We start from the raw sequence: 20500 nt of genomic DNA, 5'->3' as shown, positions 1-20500 counted from the left end.
CCGTGCGTCTCGACGAACTCCTCACCCGGTCCGACGGTCCTGCGATCGCCGAGGAGCTCGCCGCCCTCCGCCGACCCGCCCGGTACGTCCTCGAGGGCATCCACCAGGAGTCCCGGCAGAAGTACTGGCAGTTCCGTGTCGACATCGACGAGGCCGCGCAGACCTGGACGCTCGTGCGCCAGCGCGCCAAGCCGGTCTCCTACCGCGACGGAGTGCTGCACGACCCCGACGACGGTCCGGACGAGATCTCGTTCGCCCGGAGCATGGTCTCCGATCCCGTCGTCCGGATGGCCGTGCCCGATCTGATGCTCCGATGGGGTCGCGGCCCCGAGAGCTTCCACCCGGTCCTGGTCCAGCACATCGGCGAGCACTCGATCTTGGTGACCTTCGAGCACCGCGGGGACCCGGCTACCCGCGCGACACTGGTGATCGACGAGCGCGACGGCATCGCCCGTCGCTTGTCGGAGTACGGCGAGGACACGATCATCACGAGCGTGCGGACCGCCGAGCCGGACGAGGTCCTGCCCCGCGCCCGCTTCGTGCAACCGACGGACTGGATCCGCCCGCAGTACTGAAGTCGTGACGGTTCTGGTTCACGATCCCCGACGATCGCGAACCAGAACCGTCACCGGCCGGAAACAGAACCACCTCCCCCGCCGGCACCATCCCCCGATCGGCCGATGCCGAGACCACCGCCCCGGCCGATCCTCCACGGCCACCGGGCGGCGATGCTGGACCCATGCCCGAGTCCCCCGCCATCGAGGTCCAGCACCTCGGCAAGCAGTACGCCACCGGCAAACGTGCCGTGGACGACGTCTCCTTCACGATCGATCGGGGCGAGACCTTCGCCCTCCTCGGCCCCAACGGTGCCGGCAAGTCCACGACGGTCGAGATCCTCGAGGGGTACCGCTCCCGCACCGCCGGCGAGGTCCGCGTCCTCGGCCACGATCCGGCACGGGCGAGCCGCAGCCACAATGCACGCATCGGCATCGTCCTGCAGACCAGCGCGGAGTCCCCGAACGTCACCGTCGCCGAGCAGCTCAACCACTTCGCGACGCTCTACCCGAAGCACCGCAGTACCGAGGAGCTCCTCACCGCGACGGGGCTCGAGACGCAGCGCAACACCCGCATCAGCCGCCTGTCCGGTGGCCAGCGCCGCCGCGTCGACGTCGCCCTCGGCATCGTCGGCCGCCCGGAGGTCCTGTTCCTCGACGAACCGACCACGGGCTTCGACCCCGAGGCCCGCCGGCAGTTCTGGGACCTCCTGCGCCAGGTGCAGCACGAGGGCACGACGATCCTGCTCACCACGCACTACCTCGACGAAGCCGCGCAGCTCGCCGACCGGGCCGCGGTCATCGCCGACGGGAAGCTCCTCGACCTCGCACCCATCGACGAGATCGGCGGCGCCGAGGCCCGCACGCCCCGGGTCCGCTGGCGTGACGACGACGGCGGACACCACGACGAGCGCACGACCGACCCGACGGCGCTCATCCGCAGCAGCACCTCGCCCATGCACGACCTCGAAGTCATCCGTCCGTCCCTCGAGGACGTCTACCTCGACATGGTGGGGCAGCAGTGAAGACAGCGACCAGCCGCATCTCGTACGAGATCCGCACATACTTCCGCGCTCCCGACGCGGTCTTCTTCACGTTCCTGTTCCCGATCATCATGCTGGCGCTGTTCTCGGTGGCGTTCTCCGGCGCCGCCGACATCCAGGCCGGCCCCGACGTCAGCGTCGACTACGCCACCTACTACCTGCCCGGCCTGGTCGCGACGGGCATCCTGCTCTCCGGCACGCAGTCGCTCGGCGTCGACATCGCCACCGAGCGCAGCGACGGCACGTTGAAGCGCCTCGGCGGCACACCGCTGCCCGTCCTGTCGTACTTCGTCGGCAAGATCGGCATGGTCCTCGTCACCACGCTCGTGCAGACCGCCCTGCTGCTGGCGATCGCGAGCCTGGTGTTCGGCGTCGACCTGCCGACCGACGCGAGCAACTGGGGTGTCTTCGCCGGGGTGATGGTCCTCGGCATCGCCACCAGCTGCGTCCTCGGCATCGCGGTCTCGGCGCTCCCCCGCGAGGGCCGGCGAGCCACCGCCACCATCGTCCCGATCGTGCTGGTGCTGCAGTTCATCTCCGGCGTCTACCTGCCCTTCACGCAGCTCCCCACCTGGTTGCAGGACGTCGCCTCCGTCTTCCCCCTGCGCTGGATGGCGTCCGGCATGCGGTCCGTCTTCCTGCCCGGTGCGTTCGAGTCGGGTGAGCCGGGAGGCGCGTGGCACCTCGGCCTCGGAGCCCTCGTGTTGGCAGCGTGGCTGGTCCTGGGCACGGTGGCCTGCCTGCTGACGTTCCGGTGGAACCGCAAGGACGCCTGATGGCGCCCCGCTGGTGGGATGCTGGGCACATGAGCGGCGAGACGTGGATGCGCAACCGGTGGTTGCACGTCTTCTTCGCGGGCACGATGCTCCTCACCGCCGTGATCACCGTGTTCGGGTGGTCGCCGTGGGGTACCCGCTGGCCCGCGTACACCGCGGTCGTGGTGCTCGTCGTCGCCTACGCCGTGTTCGGCCACCGCGGCTACGACAGCCCCCGTGCCGCCGCTGCCTTCCTCCCGCTGGTCCTCGTCGCCGCCCTGGTGCTGCCCGCCGTCGTGCCGAGCACCGCGTTCGTGCAGTGCATCGCGTTCCCGCTCGTCTGGGTGCAGTCCGAACGGGTCCGCACCGCCGTCCTGCTCTCTGTCGCGGTCGGCGTCGCGAGCGGCATCGGCCTGCAGGTCTCCGGCGGCCCGGACGCCCTCGTCAGCACCGTGCTCATCGAGGGCATCAGCGTCATCGGTGCCTGCGCGATGGGCGTGTGGATCTCGAGCGTCGCCGGCCTGTCCGAGGAGCGCCGCCAGCTCCTCGACGAACTCCGCGCCACCCAGCAGTCCCTCGCCGATGCCCACCGCAGTGCGGGCGTCGCGAGCGAACGGGAGCGCCTGGCCCGCGAGATCCACGACACCGTCGCGCAGAACCTCGCCGGCATCGTCATGCTCACCGAACGTGCCCGCAAGGACCTGGCGAACGACCGCGCCGATGCCCTCGACGAACGGCTGGCGGTCCTCGAGGAATCCGCGCGCGCCGCCCTCGAGGACTCCCGCGCCCTCATCGCCGCCGGGGTCGCCGGTGCCACGAGCGGCAGCCTGGCCGGAGCCCTGCACCGCCTGGCCGAGCGCTACACCCGCGAGACCGGCACGCCCGTCGCCGTGGACGCGACCGACGGCCCGCTCGACCGTGATGCCCAGGTCGTGCTGCTCCGGGTCGTCCAGGAGTCCCTCGCGAACATCCGTGCGCACGCCGACGCCGGCTCCGTCCGCATCGTCCTGCGGCAGGCGCCCGATCACGTCGGCGTCCGCGTCACCGACGACGGCGTCGGCTTCGACACCGGCGTCCCGACGGCCGGGCACGGTCTCCGGGGCCTCCACGAACGGTTGGCGCTCTCTGGCGGTGCCTGCACGATCACGAGCACCCCGGGCCGGGGCACCGTCGTCGACGCGAGCCTGCCCACCGGACCCGAGCCGAGCCTCCCGGCTGTCGATCGTCAGCCCGTGGCAGAGGTGACCCGGTGATCCGCGTCGTGGTCGCCGACGACCACCCGATCGTCCGGTCGGGCATCGTGGCCCTGCTGCAGGACGCCGACGACGTCGAGGTCGTCGGCCAGGCCAGCGACGGCCGCGCCGCGGTGACGGTGGCGCTGGCCGAACGTCCCGACGTCGTGCTCATGGACCTCCGGATGCCCGTGCTCGACGGCGATGCGGCGACGGCGGAGATCCTCGCCGCCGACCCCGGCGTCCGCGTCCTGATCCTGACCACGTACGAGTCGGACGACCAGATCCTCGCCGCCATCGAGGCCGGCGCCACCGGCTACCTGCTCAAGGCCGCCCCGGAGTCCGAGATCCTCGCCGGCGTCCGGGCGACCGCACGGGGCGAGACGGCGCTCGCCCCCTCGGCGGCCGCAGCGCTCGTCCGCCGAGCGACGGGTTCGCTCCCCGCCGCGGCCGGCCCGTCGCTGACCCCGCGCGAGCTCGACGTCCTGCGCCTCGTCGCCCAGGGCAACAGCAACCCGGCGATCGGCCGCGCGCTGTTCCTCAGCGAGGCCACGGTGAAGACCCACCTCGGCCACGTCTTCGAGAAGCTCGGCGTGAACGACCGCACCCGTGCCGTGACCCGCGCGATGGAGCTCCAGTTCCTGCCGTGACCTGCGAGCCCGATGAGTGAGCAGAAGATGTCGGGTCCTGTGCGCTGACCCGACATCTTCTGCTCACTCGATGCCGGACCACCGACGAAACGGGAGGCACGGTGCCTGCCCGCACCGCGCCTCCCGTCCGCTCCAGCGCGCGCCCTGCCATCGCGACGCGCGCCCGCTCAGGCCCCCGCGTCCGCCTTCTGCGACCGGACGCGGAGCACCCGCGCTGTGGGGGTCGATCCGCCGTTCGCGACCTCGAGCGAGCCCGAGGCGGCGTCCCACACCACGGACCACGACCCGAGTGCCGTCGGGAACAGCGGCTCGACGACCACCGCCTGCCCGGCGAACGCCGGCAGCGGCAACGACACCGACGCCGACGCACCGGGCAGCGACCACACCGACAGGTACAGGTCACCCGAGGCGGCGTGCAGGCCGAGCGCGACCCACGGGTCCTCCCAGGCGGGCAGCCCGAGGGGCCAGACCGGGACGGACACCTCGACGACGTCCAGGACCTGCCGGTGCGCAGCGATGGCGTCGCCCACCACCGCCCGCTGCGACGACGACATCTCGTTGAGGTACCCGGACAGGTACATCCGCCCGAGCACCCCGTTCACGAGCGACAGTGTGAACAGCTCCGGGTCCATGGTCGGTGCCGGGTACGCCCAGTTCCCCGCCTGCTCGGGCAGCATCGCGGCGGAAGCGGCGGCGGCGATCGTGGCGGACAGCACCGGGTCCTGCTGGTCCGACGTCGACTGCATGTGCAGGCGCGAGAGCATGGCCCAGTCGGCGCGCATCGCTCCCGAGGCGCAGTTCTCGATGAGCAGTGCCGGGTACCGCTCCTGCACCGCGTCGAGCCAGTCGAGCAGGGCCCGCTGGTGGTCGAGCATCCCGGCGAACGGCCCCGTCATGGTGTTGTTGTCCATCTTGAAGAACGTCACCCGGAGCTCCCCGACGAGCCGGTCGACCACCGAGTCGAGGTGCGCGCGGGCCTCCGGCGAGCGCAGGTCGAGCAGGTGCCGCCCGTGCTCCGCGACCCGGACCCCGTGGTGCTCGACGAACGCGGACGGCGGCAGGGTCGAGGCCAGCGGCGAGTGGATGCCGATGACCTCGGGTTCGAGCCAGAGGCCGGCCTGCATGCCGCGCGCACGGATGTGGTCGATGACGGCGCCGAGCCCCGTCGGGAACCGCGACGCTGCTTCCTCCCATGCTCCGACGGTGTCCCACCAGTGCTCCTCGGCGTACCAGCCGGCGTCGATGCAGAACAGGTCCGCTCCGGCGTCGGCTGCCGCGTCGATGAGCGGCAGGAGCTTCTCGGTGGTCGGGTCGCCCATGAGCGTGTTCATGTAGTCGTTGAACACCAGGGGCAGGGCACGGTCGGCTTCCCGCACGTGCCGGAACGCCCGACGCTGCCGGGTGAGCACCCCGAAGGCGTCGTCGATCGACCCGGCGATCCCGACGGACACCGACACCGAGGTGAACGGCTGCTCCGGTGTGACGACGGTGGTCCACTGGTGTTCCTGGTCGGTGGGGCCGCTCAGCAGCAGGTACGCGTGCCGACGGGTCTCGCCGAGCTCGTACAGCCACGGCCCGTTGTGCTCGATCTGCCAGACGAGCGCGTACGGCAGCGACACAGCGTCGTCCGCCCGCAGCACCCCGATCGGCAGCGCCTCGCCGGTCGACCACGAACCGCGGTTCTGCACGACGGCGCGGCTGCGGGGCGGGTGGTGCTGGGCCTCCCGGTCGATCGCCGCGAGCCCGATCGACCGCAGCGGATCGATCCGCCACCGGCTTTCCGCTGCCCAGTCGTTGTCGGCGTGCGCGAGGGCGAGCTCGTCGACGGTGGCACCCGAGTCGGTCAGGAACGCCCCGGTCGCGAGCGAGGACACGGAGTCCACGACGTGCTCACCGCGTTCGGCCGACACCTCGGTCCACGTCTGGAACGCGGGCACGCCGGCGCGCGCCCGGAACACCGACTCGGCCTGGAGGCCCGTGGCCGCGTCCGCCTGCACGATCCGGAACCACAGGTCGGTCCCGTCGTCGTGCACGTGGTGCGACACGGGGCGCAGTCGCGCCCCGATGGTGGAGTCCACGTGCCGGAACCCGCCCGGGAACCGACCGTGCCCGATCGTCGTCAGCTCGACGAGCGGCTGCGGGTCGTCCGGCCCGTCGGCGAGCGCTCCGCCGACCGACACCCCGCCGGCCGGCACTCCGCCGGTCGGCACGAACGACACGAGCGCCGCGGGCTGGTCCGCACCGACCCGGAACCGTGCCGCGAACCCGCCGGTGACCCAGTCGACGAACGTCGACCCGTCGCTCATCGCGCCCCGACCGGTGCGGGCTCGCTCGACACCCAGTCCCCGACCGTGTGGTCGTAGCAGGTGGTGTTGTCGATCTTCGTCCGGTCGAGCGGCGGCCCCGCGGTGATCCGGCGCTCGGTGCGCTCCGGGTCGGGGGCGGCCTCGGCGAGCAGCCGGGTGTAGTCGTGGTGCGGGTCGAGGATGACGGCGTCCGACGGTCCCCGCTCGACGACCCGGCCGCGGTAGAGCACCAGGATCTCGTCGGAGAAGTGCCGCGCGGTCGCCAGGTCGTGCGTGATGTAGAGCACGGCGAGCTCGTCCTCGCGCTGCAGCCGGCCGAGCAGGTTGAGCACGCTCAGGCGGATCGAGACGTCGAGCATCGACACGGGTTCGTCGGCGATGAGCACCTGCGCGCCCGGGGCGAGTGCGCGGGCGATGGCGACGCGCTGCCGCTGCCCGCCGGAGAGCTCGTGCGGCCGCCGCGACGCGAAGTCCTCGTCGAGGTTCACCCGGCCGAGCAGTTCCCGCACCTTGTCGGCGGTCTCGTCGGCGCCGCGGGCCCGGTGGTGCAGCTGCAGCGGCCGGGCGATGTGGTGCTCGATCGAGTGGAACGGGTTGAGCGAGGCGAACGGGTCCTGGAACACCATCTGCACGTGCCGCCGGTACATGCTGCCCTCGACGGGAGTGCCGTCCTCGAGCCGCACGTCGATCGAGCCGCGCGTCCGGGTCTCGAGCTTGGCGAGCATCCGCGCGATGGTGGACTTGCCCGAACCGGACTCCCCCACGAGCGCGACGGTCCGGCCGGGCAGCAGGTCGAACGACACGTCGTCGACGGCCCGCAGGGTGGTGCGCTTCAGGCCCTTGCGGGTGTGGAAGTCCTTGCCGAGGTGGCTGACGGTCACACTGGTCATCGGTCCGTCTCCTGTGCTGCCTGGACCACGACGGCCCGGGTGTCGGTCTCGGGTTCGGTACCGTCCTCGACCCCGGTGCGGATGAACGCGCCGCGGGCTCCGGACAGGCTCGGGAACGACTGCAGCAGCTTCCGCGTGTACGGGTGCTGCGGGTCGTGCTGGATCACGCTGGCACGGTCGCACTCGACGACCTCGCCGCGGAGCATGATCGCGATCCGGTCGCTGATCTCGAGCAGCAGCGGCAGGTCGTGCGTGATGAACACGACGGCGAACCCGAGCTCGTCGCGCAGTCGGACGATCTCGCGCAGGATCTCCCGCTGCACCACGACGTCGAGCGCGGTGGTCGGCTCGTCCATGATCATGATCTGCGGTTCGAGCAGCATCGCCATCGCGATCATCACGCGCTGCCGCATGCCGCCGGACAGTTCGTGCGGGTACGCGGTGATGCGGGACGGGTCGACGCCGACGCGGCGCAGGGCGTCCTCGGCGATGGCCCGACGTTCCTTGCGGGGCATGCCCTTCCGGTGTTCGACCAGGGCGTCGTCGAGCTGGGCGCGGATCGTGGTGACCGGGTTGAGCGCGTTCATCGCCCCCTGGAACACCATCGACAGCTTCGACCACCGCACGGCCCGGAGCTGCTCGTGCGGCAGGCCGAGCAGGTCGACGTCGGTGCCGTCGCGGTCGTGGAACGTGATGCTGCCCGACGTGACCTTCGCCGGCGGCCGGTGCAGCCGCGTGATGGCGTACGCCAGGGTCGTCTTGCCGCAGCCCGACTCCCCCGCGAGCCCGAGGATCTCGCCGGGCGCCAGGGTGAGCGAGACGTCCTTCACAGCGTGCACGGGGTGCTCGGTCTCGTAGACGACGTCGAGGTGGTCGATGGTGAGCACGGCCGGGCGGCGGCCGTCGCCCGTGGCGTCGGAGGTGACCGGTCGTGCGGTGTCGGTGGCGCTCATCGGGCGACCCCCTTCGTGTCGTGACCGGCGGTGGCGACGCGGGCCGGGCCTCCCGAGCGGGCCGCACGCTTCGCACGACGGTCGCGCCGTCGCTGCGCACGCACGTTCGCGAGTCGCGGGTTGATGACCTCGTCGATCGAGAAGTTCACCAGGGACAGGCCCATGCCGAGCAGGGCGATGAGCAGGCCCGGCGGCACGAACCACCACCAGGCGCCGTTCGCCAGCGCGAAGCCGTTCTGGGCGTAGAAGAGCATCGTGCCGAGCGTCGACGAGTTCGACGCCCCGAGCCCGAGGAACGACAGCCCCGCTTCCCCGAGGATCGCGGCGATCACCGCGAACACGAACTGCGACGCGAGCACCGGCAGCAGGTTCGGCAGGATCTCGACGGCGATGACCCGCCAGGGCCGTTCGCCGGCGACCCGGGCGGCGGACACGTAGTCGCGGTTGCGTATCGACATCGTCTGCGCCCGCAGCACCCGGGCGGACCCGGCCCACGACGTGATCGCCAGGACGACGGCGATGGTCCAGAGCCCGCGGGCCTCACGCGGCACCAGGCCGGAGATGACGATGACGAGCGGCAGGCCAGGGATGACGAGGAACACGTTCGAGAACAGCGAGAACGCCTCGTCCATGATCCCGCCCAGGTAGGCGCCGAGGATGCCGAAGAACGCGGACAGCACCGTGGCGAGGACACCGACGATGAGCCCGATCTGCAGGCTGCCCCGGGTGGCGAAGGCGAGCTGGGCCAGGACGTCCTGACCGGTCTGGGTGGTGCCGAGGACGTTCGAGCCGCTCGGTCCCTGCAGCCCGGTGTCGCGGATGGTGGTCGGGTCGCCGACGAGCAGCGGTCCGATCACCCCGAACAGCGTGACGCCGGCGACGAGCGCGATGCCCGTGACGAGCCAGGGGGTGAGGGTGGGGAGGAACCGACGGATGCCGCCCTTCGACGCGCGCCGGGTGGCGATCGACGTGGTGCTGTCGGCCTCCTCGGTCAGCGCGCCGATGGTGGGCTCGGTCTCCTGCTGGATGTTGGTCATGGTCGTCTCCTCCCCTAGCTCCGGGCCCGCGTGCGCGGGTCGATCAGTCCGTACAGCAGGTCGACGACGAGGTTCGCGCCGAGGACCGCCAGGGTGATGAACAGGAAGATGCCCTGCATGAGCGCGTAGTCGTTGTTCGTCACCGCGGACAGCAGCTTCGACCCGATGCCCGGGTACGAGAACACCTGCTCGGTGACGACGGAACCGGACACGATGAACCCGAGGGAGATCGCGAACCCGGCGACGGACGGCAGCACGGCGTTCCGGGCGGCGTAGTTCCGCAGGATCTTGCCGTCGGACAGGCCCTTCGCCTGCGCGGTGGTGATGTAGTCCTCGGACAGCGTCGACACCATCATGTTGCGCATGCCGAGCAGCCAGCCGCCGAGCGACGCGAGCACGATCGTCACCGCCGGCAGCACCCCGTACTGCACCGCCGAGACGATGAAGTCCCAGTTGAACCCGGGGGTCAGGATGACGTCGTAGCCGCCCTGTGCCGGGAACAGGTGGAGCCCGGTCGCGAAGAAGTACACCAGGATCAGCGCGAGCCAGAAGTACGGCACCGCGGCGAGCAGGGTGGTGGCCGGCACGAACGAGTCGAGCCAGGTGCCGGGCCGCCACCCGACGAAGGCCCCGAGGCCGACGCCGATGATCGCGGCCACGATGGTGGCGATCCCGACCAGGGCGATGGTCCACGGCAGCGAACTGCCGATCACCTCGGTGACGGGTGCCGGGAAGTAACTGACGGAAACGCCGAGGTCACCGCGGAACACGTTGACCAGGTAGTGGCCGTACTGGGAGATGAGCGGCTCCGAGGAATCGCCACCGAGGAGCAGCTCGTACGCCTCCCGGGTCGCCGGGGTCACCTGCCCGCCGCGCTGCTGGAGCTTGGCGAGCAGGATGTCCACCGGGTTGCCGGGCAGGAGCCTGGGGATGATGAAGTTCAGCGTCAGGGCCGCCCACAGTGCGACGACGTAGAAGCCGATCTTGCGCAGGAAGTAGGTCATCGTCGAGTACCCCTCGGTCGCGATCCCATCGGTGTCAGCCCTTCGCCGGCTTGAGCGCCTTGAAGATCTCGGCGTTGTCCGGGCTCGCCCAGACCGCCGGGAACGCGTACAGGTCGTCCTCCGTCGGCCAGCCGGTGAACTTCGCCGCGTGGAACTCGCTCGTCGTGCCGCCGGTCATCACGGGGATGTAGGGCAGGTCCTCGACGATGTGCTCCTGGATCGTGTCGAGTTCGGGCTGGGTCGCCGCGGTGTCCTCGGGGTTGATCGTGGCGAGCTTCGCGATGGCCTTGTCCACGTCGGGATTGCTGTACCGCGAGATGTTCATCGGGGCTGCTTCGCCGACCTTGGCGGTGTTCGCCGTCGTGAAGTAGTTGTTGTACAGGTAGTACGGGTTCGCCGTCGGGCCCTGGCCGAGCGAGTCGATCGCGAGCTCGAAGTTGCCCTTGGTCTTCTTGTCGGTCCACTCGTTCCACGACGACTGCTGCGCCTTGAGCTCGATGCCCGCGGCCTTGAGCTGCTGCGTCATCGTGTCGATCGCGGTGATGTAGTCGGTCCACCCGGTGACGACCTCGACCGTCAGGGACAGCTTCTTGCCGTCCTTGGCGTAGATGCCGTCGGAACCCTTCTCCCACCCGGCGTCCTCGAGGGTCGAGGCGGCCGCGTCGGTGTCGGCGGTCTCCGGCATCACGGCGGGCTCGATGTCCTTCGAGATGGTGTCCTTCTGCGTCGTGGTGAGCGCGAAGGTCGGCGAGATCTCGCTCGCCGTGTTCTCGAACGCGAGCGAGTTGAGCTGCTTGCGGTTGATGGCGTCGGCGATCGCGTGGCGGACGGCCGGGTCGGTCTGCGGGCCGGCGCAGCCCAGGTCGGTGTTCGCGCAGGTCAGCAGGGCCATCTGGTTCTGGCCGACGGTGATGCCGTCGTAGCCGTTGTAGTTGGCGGGGATGTCGTCCATGTTCGGCACCGGGCCGGTCTGCCAGTCGATCGACCCCTGCTTCAGTGCGTCGGCGCCGGCGGTGTTGCCGGAGAGCGACAGGTAGCGGATGGTCTTCACGGCCGGGGCGCCGTCCCAGTACTTCTTGTTCGCCTCGAGGGTGAACGCCTGCGCCTTGAAGGTGCCGAGCGTGTACGGGCCGGTGCCGACGGGCTCGCGCACGACGTCGGTGGTCGGGTCGATGTCCTTCCACAGGTGCTCGGGCACGATCCAGGTCTTGCCGAGCAGGTTCGGGCCGAGCACGAACGACGGCTTGTCGAACGAGACGACGACCTTGTCGTCGCCGTCGGCCTTCGCGGTGCCGTCGTAGCCGATCGAGTTCAGGGCCTTCTGCTTCTTGAGCATGTCGAGCGTGAACACGACGTCCTTCGAGGTGAAGGGCTCGCCGTCGCTCCAGGTGGCTCCGTCGCGCAGCGTGATGGTGAGCTGCGTGCCGTCGTCGTTCCACTCGTAGGACTTGCCGAGCAGCGGCTTCGGGTCCTTCGTGTTGACGTTGGTGATGAAGAAGAGCGACTCGTAGATCGTGCCGACGCCGCCGATGTTGGAGGGCGACCACGGGTTGAAGTTGATCTGGTAGTCGCCGGACTGGCCGGTGTACGCCACCAGGGTCGAGGCAGCGGCGTCGTTCGTGCTGGCGGTGCCGCTGGAGCTGCAGCCGCTGAGCGCGAGGCCGGCTGCGAGGAGAACGGCGCCGCCGATGGCGAGCCGTGAACGGGTTGGGTTGAACATCGTTGTCCTCTCGGTCTGCGTCGTCGCAGGGTCCACGTTGTGAGCGTGATTGTTACACGCGTAAACTAAGGCGGTCAAGGGGTCGGGTCACGGCCCCGTAACGATGAGGAGACGCAATGGAGCGGACCACCCTGGACGGCACGTGGACCCTCGAGGCGGTGAGCGGGCCCGAGCAGTCGGCGGAGCACCGCGAACCGGTCGAGGCGCAGGTCCCCGGCTGCGTGCACACCGACCTGCTGCGGGCCGGCCGGATCCCCGACCCGTTCAACGGCGACGGCGAGGCCGCCACCCAGTGGATCGGTGACACCGTCTGGCGCTACCGCCGCACGTTCGAGTGGACCGCGCCGGACGAGACCCGCCACGACCTCGTCGCCGAGGGCCTCGACACCCTCGCCACGATCGAGCTCAACGGCATCGTCGTCGCGACCACCGCCAACCAGCACCGTTCGTACCGGTTCCCCGTCGGGCACCTGCTCCGACCGGGCACGAACGAGCTCGTCGTCACGTTCGACGCGCCCGTCCCCGCAGCCGAGCGTCTGTCCGCCCTGCACGGCGGCGAGCTGCCCCACGTCAACCACCACCCCTACAACGCGCTCCGCAAGAACGCGTCGAACTTCGGGTGGGACTGGGGCGTCGACGTCGCCACGAGCGGCATCTGGAAGTCGATCGGCATCGAGTCCTGGAGCGGCGTCCGCATCGCGGCCGTCCGCCCGCTCGTCGACCTCGACGGCACCACCGGGGTGCTGACGGCCCACGTCGACGTCGAGCACGCCGGCTCCACCGGCTCCTTCTCGCAGGCCATCGGCAGCGCGCCCGTCGCGTCCGCGGACGGTTCCGCCGGCACCGGCCTGGAGGCCCGGATCACCCTGGCCCCGCACCCCGCGTCCGCAGGGCACCCGGGTTCCGACACCGCCGGCTGGGTGGTCGGCGCGCGCCCCGTCCTCGACGGCGCCGCGACCGTCCGCCTCGAGGTCCCCGACGTCGCCGTCTGGTGGCCCCGCGGCGAGGGCGACCAGCCGCTGTACGACGTGCGGGTCGAGGTCGGCGACGACGTGTGGACCGGCCGCGTCGGCTTCCGCACGGTCACGCTCGACACCGCTGCCGACGCCGGTGGTGCGCCGTTCCTGCTCCGCGTCAACGGCCGTCCGGTCATGGTGCGCGGGGCGAACTGGATCCCCGACCACGCCTACCTGACCGAGATGACGCCCGAGCGGTACGCGGACCGGATCCAGGACGCGATCGACGCGAACATGAACCTGCTCCGCATCTGGGGCGGCGGCATCTACGAGTCCGACGACCTGTACGACCGGTGCGACGAGCTCGGCGTCCTGGTGTGGCAGGACTTCCTGTTCGCCTGTGCCGCCTACGCCGAGGAGCCCTGGCTCGCCGACGAGGTCGAGCCCGAGGTCCGCGAGGCCGTCACCCGCCTCAGCCCGCACCCGTCGCTCGTGGTGTGGAACGGCAACAACGAGAACCTCGTCGCCTACGCCGAGTGGGGCTGGCGGCCGTCGCTCGTCGGCCGGACCTGGGGCAACGGCTACTACCGTTCCCTGCTGCCGTCGGTCGTCGCCGAGCTCGACCCGACGCGGCCGTACACGCCGGGCAGCCCGTTCTCGTTCGACGAGTACCTGACGCCGAACGACCAGCGGAACGGCAGCGTGCACATCTGGGACGTCTGGAACCGGCTCGACTACCGCGCCTACGCCGACTGGGAGCCGCGGTTCGTCGCCGAGTTCGGGTTCCAGGGCCCGCCGGCGTGGTCGACCCTGACCGCGGTGGTGCACGACGAGCCCCTCGACCCGGACGGCCACGAGATGCTCGTGCACCAGAAGGCCGACCAGGGCAACCGGAAGCTCGCCGACGGCATGCGCGGGCACCTGCCGTCGCCGAAGAGCATCGAGGACTGGCACTTCGCCGCGCAGCTCAACCAGGCGCACGCGATCCGCTTCGGCATGGAGTGGTTCCGCTCCCGCACGCCCGACAACACCGGCATGGTCGTCTGGCAGCTCAACGACGACTGGCCCGTGGTGTCCTGGGCCCTCGTCGACCACGCCGGCATCCGGAAGCCCGTCTGGTACGCCGTCCGGCAGGCCTACCAGCCCGTGCTGCTCACCGTGCAGCCGTCGTCCGGTGCCCAGGACGGCGACGGCGACGGAGGTCTCGACGTCGTCCTCGTCAACGCGTCCGGGGCGCCGGTCGCCGACGAGGTCACCGTCTCCCGCATCGCCTTCGACGGCACCGTGCTCGGGTCGTCGTCGTTCATGTTCGCGGCCGCCCCCGCCGATGCCGACCGGGTGCCGCTGCCGTCGTCGCTCGCGGTGCCGGCCGACGCCGGTTCCGAGGTCCTCGTCGTCACGGGAGCCGGCACCCGCACCGTGCACGACTTCGCCGAGGTCGTCGACCAGGCACTCGAACCCTCGCCCCTGTCCACGGTGGTGTCGGCGACGGAGGACGGCGCGACGGTCACCGTGACGGCGACGGCGTACGCGCGCGACGTCTCGCTGTTCCCCGACCGCGTCGATGCAGCCGCCCGCGTCGACGACGGCCTGGTGTCCCTGCTCCCCGGCGAGTCCGTGACCTTCACGGTGACGGGCGCGCCGGGCATCGCTGCACAGGAGCTCGTCCACCCGCTCGTCCTCCGCCACGCGGGTTCGCTCCTGCCCTGACCCGGGCGCCGCTGACGATTCCGGTTCACGATCCCCCGGGTTCGCGAACCGGAACCGTCACGTCGCCGACCAGGAAACGCTTCCCCCGCCCGAACACCGCGGCTGACGGCGCTCAGTCGATCGCGCGGAGCTCCAGCACGATCGCGGTCGCGGGTGCGAGCAGTGGCAGCCGGGCGCCGACGTCCTCGAGCACGGCGCCGGTCAGTTCCAGGTGTCCGCGCACGAGCCACTCCGGCGGCACCATGTCGAGCCCACGCGGCACAGCGAGCCCGGACACCGGAGCGAGCCGGTAGCGCCGCGACCGGTCGAGTCCGCGCACCCGGAGCGGCACCGGCAACGACCTCGGCCCCGTCTCCGTCCGCGCCACCCGCACCAGCGCCCGCGAACGGTCGGTGGCCACGACCGAGGTCGCCACTGTCCCCTGGTCCCCGAGGTCCAGGTGCCGCAGCCGTCCGGAGTGCAGCAGCCCGCGCTCCCGTCGGTAGAGCGCCGTCCAGGCCCGGAGCCGGTCGAGCTCCTCGGGCGACAGCTTCGTGATGTCGGTCTCGATGCCGGCCGAGCCGAAGAGCGACACCGCCATCCGGAAGTCCAGGTCGAGGTGCCGGCCCGTGGTGTGCGAGATCTCCGGCCCGACGTGCGAGCCGATCAGCTCGAGCGGGAGCAGCGCCTCGGTCCAGCGCTGGATCGGCAGTCGCTCGAAGGCGTCGTTCGAGTCCGACGGCCACACCCGGTCGGTGCGCTCGAGCACGCCGAGGTCGATCCGGGCACCGCCGCTCGCGCACGCCTCGATCTCGAGCCACGGGTGCCGCGCACGCAGCTCGTCCATCAACGCGTACACGCCGCGGGTGTGCGCGTCGATGCCGGCGCGACCCGCGTGCACCGCGTGCACGATGTCCCGGTTCTGGTCCCACTTCACGAAGTCGACGTGGTGCTCGCCGATCACGCGGGACATGCTCTCGAGCACGTGGTGCCGGGCCAGTGGGTTCGCCATGTCGAGCACGTACTGGTTCCGCCACGTCCGCACGTCGTCCTCCGGCCGCTGCAGCATCCACTCGGGGTGTGCCACCGCCAACTCGGACACCGGGCTGACCATCTCGGGCTCGAACCACAGCCCGAACTCCATGCCGAGCGCACGCACCCGGTCGACGAGCGGTGCCAGCCCGTCCGGCCACACCGTCGGGTCGACGCGCCAGTCCCCGAGCGAGGTCGAGTCCGACCGCCGGCCGAGGAACCACCCGTCGTCGAGCACGAACCGCTCGACGCCGATGTCCGCCGCCGTCTCGGCCAGCGCCACCAGCGGTTCGAGCTCCTGCCGGTAGTAGACGGCCTCCCACGTGTTGAGCACGACGGGCCGGGGTCGTCGCGGGTGCCCCGGGCGGCTGCGCAACGAGTCGTGCAGCCGGTCGGACAACCCGTCGATCCCGGTGTCGCTCCACACGAACACGGCGTCGGGGGCGGTGAACGAGTCTCCCTCGCCGAGCACGACCTCGCCGGCACGGAGCAGTTCTCCGGCACCGAGCAGCGGTCGCGCCTCGGCGAGCTGGTCGTACCGGTACACGGAGTCCGCGCTCCAGGCCAGGTGCACCGCCCACAGCTCGCCCTCGGCGTCCGAGAACCCGGGCGTGCCGAGCACGAGCAACGTCGGCGAGTCGTGGCCCGTCCGCCCGCGGCGGCTCTCGCGCGCGTGGCTCCCGGCTGTCGCCGCCCGGCGCTGCGGTGTGCGCTCTCGGGTCCACCGTCCGCCCAGGTCGAGCACCTCGGTGATCCGCTCGCCCACCGGCAGCGTCGCCTCGAGCGCCTGCACGTGCACGGGCTGGGCGTGGGTGTTCGTCACCGTGTGCCGCACCCGCAGCACCCCCGCGGAGTCGAGCGCGAACTCGCTCCGGAGCGCCAACGAGTCCGACTCGGCGGTCACGACGATCCGCTCGTCGTCACCGATCACCACCACGTCACGCCACCGCGGCACGAGTGGCATCCCGTCCACGTGTCCGGCGATCCCCGGACGCCCCTCCCACCCGTCGCGCTCGGTCGGCAGCACCGTGAGGGGCCACCGCGCGTCGAGCGCACTCGGTCCGAGCGGCCGTCCGAGTGCGAGCAGCAGGTCGGCCGCATCGTCCGGCGCGACGGGCCCGACGTCCCGACCCCAGTGCAGCACCTCGGGCAGCCCGTCCGCCGCGGACGCCAGCACCAGCGACACCCCGGCCGATCGCAGCACGTGCACGCGTCGATCGCCTGCACCGACGGCTGTCGACTCGCGCTCCACGACGGTCACGAGACCCGCTCCTCGCGCAGCACGCGGACGCGCCCGGCCGGCACGACGGTGTCCGGCCCGTGGCCGGACCCGTCGAGCAGGTCCGTGCCGGACGCGACGACCGTGACGTCGTCAGCATGGTGGTTGACGAGGAACAGGAAGGCGGAACCGTCGTCGCCGACGCGACGCACCGCCTCCAGGCCGGGAGGCCCGGTGACCGTCCGCAGGATCCCCCGCTCCGCGATCACCCCGTCCACGAGCCGTTGGATGCTGTCGTCCGCGAGCATCGCGGACACGTACCAGGCGCCGCCGCCGACGGCGCGGCGCGTGACGGCGGGCCGGCCCGCGAGCGGGCCGTCGGTGTACCGGAGTACGGACTCGGCGTTTTCGAGCACGACCGCCTCGGCCCAGTCGGTGACGACCTCGCCGTCGTCGAGGGTCCAGCGTTCGTCGCGCTGCAGCGGGGTGAACTCCTCGCTCCAGGCGCCGAGCACCTCGCGGAACGCGCCCGGGTAGCCGCCGGTGCGGATGCGGGCGGTCTCGTCGGCGACGCCGGACAGGTACGTGACGATCAGGGTGGCGCCGCGGTCCACCACGGCGGACAGCCGCGCGGCGGTCGCGTCGTCGACGATGAGCATCGTCGGCACGACGACCACGTCGTAGCCGTCCAGGTCGGCGTCGGCGGGGACCACGTCCGTGAGCACCTGCCGGTCGTGGAACGCGCGGTGCCAGGCGCGGAGCTCCCGACCGTAGCGCAGGCCCCGGTGCGGCTTGAGCCCCGACTGCACGGCCCACCCGGAGGCCTCGTCCACGACGATCGCGACCCGGGCCGGCTCGACGCGGGTGCCCTGGACGGGTGCGAGCGCCTGCAGTGCCCGGCCGAGGGCGAGCACCTCGCGCCAGATGCGTGTGCGGGTGCCGGCGTGCGGGAGCATCGCCGAGTGGAACTGCTCCGCGCCCGCGGTGGAGGCCCGCCACTGGAAGAACAGCGCCCCGTCGGACCCGTGGGCGACGTGCGCCAGGGCGTTCCGGACGAGCTCGGCCGGTTCCTTGGCGCGGTTGCGCTGCTGCCAGCTCGGGCCACCCGTCGAGTGCTCCATGAGCAGCCAAGGACGGCGGTCCGCCGACATCCCGCGCATCCGGTCACCGGCCAGCGCGAGGTCCTGCTCGCGGCGGGCGTCGTCGACGAGCGTGTAGTGGTCGTTCGCGACGATCGCCACGTGCTTCGCCCACCCGGCGTAGTCGACGACCTGCGACCCGGCGCCCACCATGAAGTTCGTCGTCACCGGCACGTCCGAGTGCTGCTCGATGACGGCCTTCTCGGCGTCGTACTGGCGGAGCAGCGCGTCGGAGGAGTACCGCTCGAAGTCCAGCGCGAGCCCGGGGTTCGGCGCCCCGCCCACCCCGCGCGGCGGCGAGACCTCGTCGAACGAGGTGTACGTGTGCCCCCAGAACGCCGTGCCCCAGGCGTCGTTCGCGGCCTCGACGTCGCCGTACTTCGCGACGAGCCAGTGCCGGAAGTCCGCTGCCGACTCCTCGCAGTAGCACCGGCCGTTGCCGCCGCCGAGCTCGTTGCTCACGTGCCAGAGCCGCACGGCGCGGTGCCGGCCGTACCGCTCCGCCAGCGCGTCGACCATGCGGAGCGCGTGCTCCCGGAACAACTCGGACGCCGGGCACCACCCGAGTCGTCCACCCGGTCGTTCCCGCCGCTCGGTGGCGTCCACCGGCAGGATCTCCGGGTGTGCGGTCAGTAGCCAATTCGGCGGGGCAGCGGTCGGCGTCGCGAGGTCCACCGCGATGCCGTTCTCGTGCAGCAGCGCGAGCACGTCGTCGAGCCACTCCCACGTGAAGTCCCCCGGCGATCGCTCGAGCAGTGCCCACGAGAACACCCCGATGGTGACCAGGTTCACCCCGGCCTCGCGCATGAGTCGGACGTCCTCGAGCCAGGTCTCCCGAGGCCACTGTTCCGGGCTGTAGTCGCCGCCGAACGACAGGCCGTCGGTCGGCCACGGGACGGTGGGGGCAGCGGTCACGGCATCTCCTTCGATGGTGTGGACCGCTCAAGCCTCCCGTCTGCGTCCGCGTTTGTCAACGTGTGTAACTAACGCGTCGACAGCTCTGCAAGGCCGGACGCGGGCTACTCCCCCAGCAGCCGGCGGATGGCGAGGACCGCCCCGGCGCGTGCCCACTCCGAGAACTCGAACGGCTGCACCTCCACCGCGACCGGCTCGGTGTACGGCGCCAGTGCGGCTCGCATCGACTCGTCGACGGTCGCCCGCGCCAGGTCGTACACGGGCAGCCCGTCACCAGTCAGCACGATCGCCGATGGGTCCGCGATGTGTACCGCGGTGGCGAGCAGGACCCCGAGGGCGCGGCCGGCATCCTCGAACGCAGCGAGAGCCCCCTCGTCGCCGTCCCGGGCGAGCTCGACCACCTGGTCGTACGTCTTCCCCTCATGGCCGGCGTTCCGCACGATGACCGGGCTCGGCAGGTAGCTCGAGGCGCACCCGGCGTGACCGAGACCACAGTCCGGACCGCCTCCGAGGACGGGGAGGTGCCCGATGCGCCCCAGCCGTCCGTGCTCCCCCGTGGAGACCTGCCCGTTCGCGATGAGCCCGAGGCCGAGCCCCTCACCGACCGTCACGAGCACCATCGACCCACGGCCGGCGCCGGCACCGAACCAGTGCTCCTTCGCAGTGAGCGCGTGGACGTCGTTCGCGGTGAACGTGGCGATCCCCGTCCGCTCCTCGAGCATCCGGGCGAACGGCACCTCGTGCCACCCGAGGAACACCGACGCCGCGACGACGGACTCCCCCGCGCGCACCATGACGTCACCCGGCAGCGAGACACCGATCGCACAGATGGCCGGGTGCGCATCCCGGAGTCGCTCGAGCACCAGCGTGATCTGCTCCGCGAGCGACTCGGCGGCCGTGTCGTCGATCGCCTCTTCGTGCAAAGCGAGGACCCGTCCGCCCAGGTCCGTGACCGCAGCGTACAGGCGGTCCTTCGTGAGCTTGACGCCGAGGAACTCCCACTGCCCACTGCTCACCTGCAGGAGCTCCGACGGGCGACCGGTGGCACCGCGCACGTCCGTCCCGACCTCGACCACGAGCCGCTGTGACACGAGGATGCGCATGGCTCGGGTGAGACTCGCCCGCGAGAGCCCGAGTGAGCGAGCGATCTCGGCGCGGGAGAGCACCCCGTGGATGAGGATCTCCCGCAGCGCCAGTCGGGAGCCATCGGGCAGGGCCGGCCAGGCTTCGGTCATCGTTCCTCCGTCGTCGGCTGATCCTACGGCCTGACCAGACCCCTTCGACAAGGACCCAGAACGGGCCGCAAACGCAGAAAACCCCTGACCACGAATGGTCAGGGGTTCCCTGGTTCTTCATACGTTAAGTCCGGCGGCGTCCTACTCTCCCACAAGGTCCCCCTTGCAGTA

At 71.3% G+C, this 20500-nt stretch carries 15 protein-coding genes; 6 read left to right on the top strand and 9 right to left on the bottom strand.

Annotation, left to right across the window (positions count from 1 at the left end):
* Positions 1-2 precede the first annotated feature (2 nt).
* From QRN49_RS01190 to QRN49_RS01170, 5 genes are all read left to right on the top strand, one after another.
* Positions 3-575: a hypothetical protein gene (locus QRN49_RS01190; RefSeq protein ID WP_284753475.1), complete on the top strand. Its 573-nt coding sequence runs from the start codon at positions 3-5 to the stop codon at positions 573-575.
* A 164-nt stretch (positions 576-739) separates the two neighbouring features.
* Positions 740-1579, top strand: a complete 840-nt coding sequence (locus QRN49_RS01185) for an ABC transporter ATP-binding protein (protein WP_284753473.1) — start codon at positions 740-742, stop codon at positions 1577-1579.
* Complete coding sequence (locus QRN49_RS01180; RefSeq protein ID WP_111023905.1) at positions 1576-2373, top strand: ABC transporter permease; 798 nt, start codon at positions 1576-1578, stop codon at positions 2371-2373. Before QRN49_RS01185 ends, QRN49_RS01180 begins: the two co-directional genes overlap by 4 nt.
* Before the next feature lie 29 nt (positions 2374-2402).
* Positions 2403-3605 (top strand): sensor histidine kinase, encoded by a 1203-nt coding sequence (locus QRN49_RS01175; RefSeq protein WP_284753468.1) that lies wholly within the window; start codon positions 2403-2405, stop codon positions 3603-3605.
* Positions 3602-4234 carry a response regulator transcription factor gene (locus QRN49_RS01170; protein WP_284753467.1) on the top strand — a complete coding sequence of 211 codons (633 nt, stop codon included), beginning with the start codon at positions 3602-3604 and terminating at the stop codon, positions 4232-4234. Before QRN49_RS01175 ends, QRN49_RS01170 begins: the two co-directional genes overlap by 4 nt.
* Before the next feature lie 167 nt (positions 4235-4401).
* Here the strand turns inward: QRN49_RS01170 and QRN49_RS01165 are convergent, their stop codons facing one another.
* Genes QRN49_RS01165 through QRN49_RS01140 form a run of 6 tightly spaced genes read right to left on the bottom strand, consistent with a single transcriptional unit; the run spans position 4402 to position 12144 of the window.
* Positions 4402-6540 carry a glycoside hydrolase family 36 protein gene (locus tag QRN49_RS01165; RefSeq protein WP_284753464.1) on the bottom strand — a complete coding sequence of 713 codons (2139 nt, stop codon included), beginning with the start codon at positions 6538-6540 and terminating at the stop codon, positions 4402-4404.
* A complete protein-coding gene (locus tag QRN49_RS01160) occupies positions 6537-7430 on the bottom strand; it encodes an ABC transporter ATP-binding protein (protein ID WP_111023915.1) in 894 nt (297 codons plus the stop codon). The genes QRN49_RS01165 and QRN49_RS01160 overlap by 4 nt, the downstream gene beginning before the upstream one ends.
* Positions 7427-8383 carry an ABC transporter ATP-binding protein gene (locus tag QRN49_RS01155; RefSeq protein WP_284753461.1) on the bottom strand — a complete coding sequence of 319 codons (957 nt, stop codon included), beginning with the start codon at positions 8381-8383 and terminating at the stop codon, positions 7427-7429. The genes QRN49_RS01160 and QRN49_RS01155 overlap by 4 nt, the downstream gene beginning before the upstream one ends.
* A complete protein-coding gene (locus QRN49_RS01150) occupies positions 8380-9420 on the bottom strand; it encodes an ABC transporter permease (RefSeq protein WP_111023919.1) in 1041 nt (346 codons plus the stop codon). The genes QRN49_RS01155 and QRN49_RS01150 overlap by 4 nt, the downstream gene beginning before the upstream one ends.
* A gap of 14 nt (positions 9421-9434) precedes the next feature.
* Complete coding sequence (locus QRN49_RS01145; RefSeq protein ID WP_071247140.1) at positions 9435-10424, bottom strand: ABC transporter permease; 990 nt, start codon at positions 10422-10424, stop codon at positions 9435-9437.
* Between the two features lie 34 nt (positions 10425-10458).
* On the bottom strand, positions 10459-12144 hold the full coding sequence (locus tag QRN49_RS01140) for an ABC transporter substrate-binding protein (RefSeq protein ID WP_111093190.1): 1686 nt from the start codon (positions 12142-12144) through the stop codon (positions 10459-10461).
* A 116-nt stretch (positions 12145-12260) separates the two neighbouring features.
* On the opposite strand from QRN49_RS01140, the gene QRN49_RS01135 reads away from it, so the two are divergent.
* On the top strand, positions 12261-14810 hold the full coding sequence (locus QRN49_RS01135; protein ID WP_284753436.1) for a glycoside hydrolase family 2 protein: 2550 nt from the start codon (positions 12261-12263) through the stop codon (positions 14808-14810).
* A gap of 112 nt (positions 14811-14922) precedes the next feature.
* On the opposite strand, the gene QRN49_RS01130 is transcribed toward QRN49_RS01135, so the two are convergent.
* The 3 genes from QRN49_RS01130 to QRN49_RS01120 form a co-directional block, all read right to left on the bottom strand.
* Complete coding sequence (locus tag QRN49_RS01130) at positions 14923-17082, bottom strand: alpha-galactosidase (protein WP_284753434.1); 2160 nt, start codon at positions 17080-17082, stop codon at positions 14923-14925.
* Positions 17079-19094 carry a beta-galactosidase gene (locus QRN49_RS01125; protein WP_284753432.1) on the bottom strand — a complete coding sequence of 672 codons (2016 nt, stop codon included), beginning with the start codon at positions 19092-19094 and terminating at the stop codon, positions 17079-17081. Before QRN49_RS01125 ends, QRN49_RS01130 begins: the two co-directional genes overlap by 4 nt.
* Before the next feature lie 104 nt (positions 19095-19198).
* Positions 19199-20329, bottom strand: a complete 1131-nt coding sequence (locus QRN49_RS01120) for an ROK family protein (protein ID WP_284753429.1) — start codon at positions 20327-20329, stop codon at positions 19199-19201.
* Positions 20330-20500 lie beyond the last annotated feature (171 nt).

The sequence above is a fragment of the Curtobacterium sp. ME-Dv--P-122a genome, assembly GCF_030209645.1.
GTDB classification, from domain to species: Bacteria; Actinomycetota; Actinomycetes; order Actinomycetales; family Microbacteriaceae; genus Curtobacterium; species Curtobacterium flaccumfaciens.
The sequence above is the reverse complement of the archived record's forward strand: the minus strand, read 5'-3'. Positions and strand labels throughout refer to the sequence as shown.